4 protein-coding genes are annotated in these 1,802 nt (G+C 44.5%); all 4 read right to left on the bottom strand.

What is annotated here, in order from left to right:
• Positions 1 to 316 (bottom strand): radical SAM protein (locus tag A3738_RS28050; RefSeq protein ID WP_156504558.1); only part of this gene is annotated, 316 nt, incomplete at its 3' end.
• 2 nt (positions 317 to 318) lie between these two features.
• Positions 319 to 933, bottom strand: coding sequence for an RdgB/HAM1 family non-canonical purine NTP pyrophosphatase (gene rdgB, locus A3738_RS28045; RefSeq protein WP_068474421.1), 615 nt, complete (start codon positions 931 to 933; stop codon positions 319 to 321).
• Positions 934 to 943: 10 nt separating this feature from the next.
• A complete protein-coding gene (locus A3738_RS28040) occupies positions 944 to 1,408 on the bottom strand; it encodes a DUF4426 domain-containing protein (RefSeq protein WP_231876660.1) in 465 nt (154 codons plus the stop codon).
• 2 nt (positions 1,409 to 1,410) lie between these two features.
• Positions 1,411 to 1,802: methionine biosynthesis protein MetW (locus A3738_RS28035; protein ID WP_156504557.1), on the bottom strand; the 392-nt coding region annotated here is incomplete at its 5' end.

The following is a 1,802-nucleotide window of genomic DNA, read 5'->3' as shown; positions in this document are numbered from 1 at the left end:
CGCTAGCACCAGGGTTAGCTTCCAGCGTAATCTCTATATCTTCAGAAAAGTTTAGATTCTCTCTCAAGGCATTTAACAACTGCCGGTAAAAATCCCCGCTCATTAAACTTGGGGTGCCTCCACCAAAGAAAATACTTTGCACTTCTCGGTCTTGCACATAGGCCAAATCAATATGAAGATCTTTGATCAAGCTATTCAAATAGGCAGATTCTGGGATATCTGTTTTTGCATGCGAATTAAAATCACAATACGGGCACTTCTTCACACACCAAGGCAGGTGTATATAAAGACTTAATGGAGGAAGAGAATGAGGCAAGATTACGCAGTCGTGCGAAGTTCAGGCAGAGACTGCTCAAGGAGCCGAAGTGCTGCACCTCGGTGGCTCATAGACGCTTTTTGCTCTGCGCTTAACTGAGCGGCCGAACATTCTAATTCTGGCACGATAAATACGGGATCGTATCCAAATCCTTCATTACCGCTTTGCTCAGTAGCGATACGGCCATGCCATGTTCCGTGACAAACAATGGGGGTTGGATCATCTGGGTGACGCACAAAAACAAGAACACAGTGGAATTGCGCATCGCGTTTTTCGGTCGGTACTTGAGACAATTCTCTGAGCAATTTATCAATATTACTCTGATCCGTCGCACCATCGGGATTGTCATCTGCACTATAACGCGCTGAGTAGAGACCAGGAGCGCCATTTAATGCATCGACAGCGAGACCTGAATCGTCTGCAAGCGCTGGCAAGCCGCTCTCTTTAGAGGCATGACGCGCTTTGAGAATCGCATTCTCAATAAATGTCAGTCCCGTTTCGTCTGCACCTTCAATACCGAGCTCTGACTGCGCGATGATCGTAATATTTGCAGGCGCAAGCATATTGCCGAACTCTTTTAACTTACCCGCGTTACCGCTCGCTAGTACGATTTTCATTCCGCTAGCCTCAATCGTTATAAAAATTATGTGTAAAACGAAGTCGGAACGGATCTACGACACCTTGAGGATAAATGACTGCATCAAAAGTAAGGATTTCACCCTCTCGATATTGAACTTGCCCAATGTAATAAATCGACTTTCCTTCAATGATTTGTTGGAAGTTCATATGTTGGACTTGTTGAATTTCGTTTTTAGCATTGATATCGACTAACGCACCGACTGCTTCTCGACGACCATCTTCCGAAACTTTGAGGACGCTAATATTCACCATGCCCATGGCGCGACTACGCACTAAATCATATTTACGTGCTATCTCTGGATGCAAAAAGGTACTCGTAAACGCAATGTAGTGTACCTCGTACTCCGCTCCATCTGAGCCTGTGAAAATTTTCTTTTGTTCTGCCAGAGTAAAGCTCGAAAACAACAAGACTAGGCTCATAACGACAAAACGCATTAAAACTGTATGTGTCATCATTACTTCTTCTCTATCCGGTAAACCGCAAACTCAGCGAGCAAATTAGGCCATAACTTTGCGAAGCTGTTCTCTTCGAACTCTGCATTGACCTCTAAGCGATTCAATACACGAATGCCTTTTTGTCTACACAGTATTTCGAAGTCCTTAAATGTACATAAATGGATGTTCGGCGTATTGTACCAAGTATGCGGCAAACTTTTCGACATCGGCATTTTGCCATTGAGCAGTAAATACTGCCGACAGCGCCAATAACCAAAGTTAGGAAACGTCACAATTCCTTGCTTCCCAACGCGAAGCATTTCGTCTAACAACTCATCAGGACGACGAACTGCTTGCAAAGCCTGGGTCATAATCACCGTGTCGAACTGATTATCCGAAAAGCCGCTTAATC

The sequence above is a fragment of the Oleiphilus sp. HI0066 genome (assembly GCF_001635725.1).
Note: the sequence above shows the minus strand (reverse complement) of the source record. Positions and strands in the feature narration are given on the sequence as shown.

Excerpts from the sequence above, each read along its gene's own strand:
- rdgB (WP_068474421.1), bottom strand. The coding sequence starts at position 933 with ATGAAAATCGTACTAGCGAGCGGTAACGCGGGTAAGTTAAAAGAGTTC.
- A3738_RS28040 (WP_231876660.1), bottom strand. The coding sequence starts at position 1,408 with ATGACACATACAGTTTTAATGCGTTTTGTCGTTATGAGCCTAGTCTTG.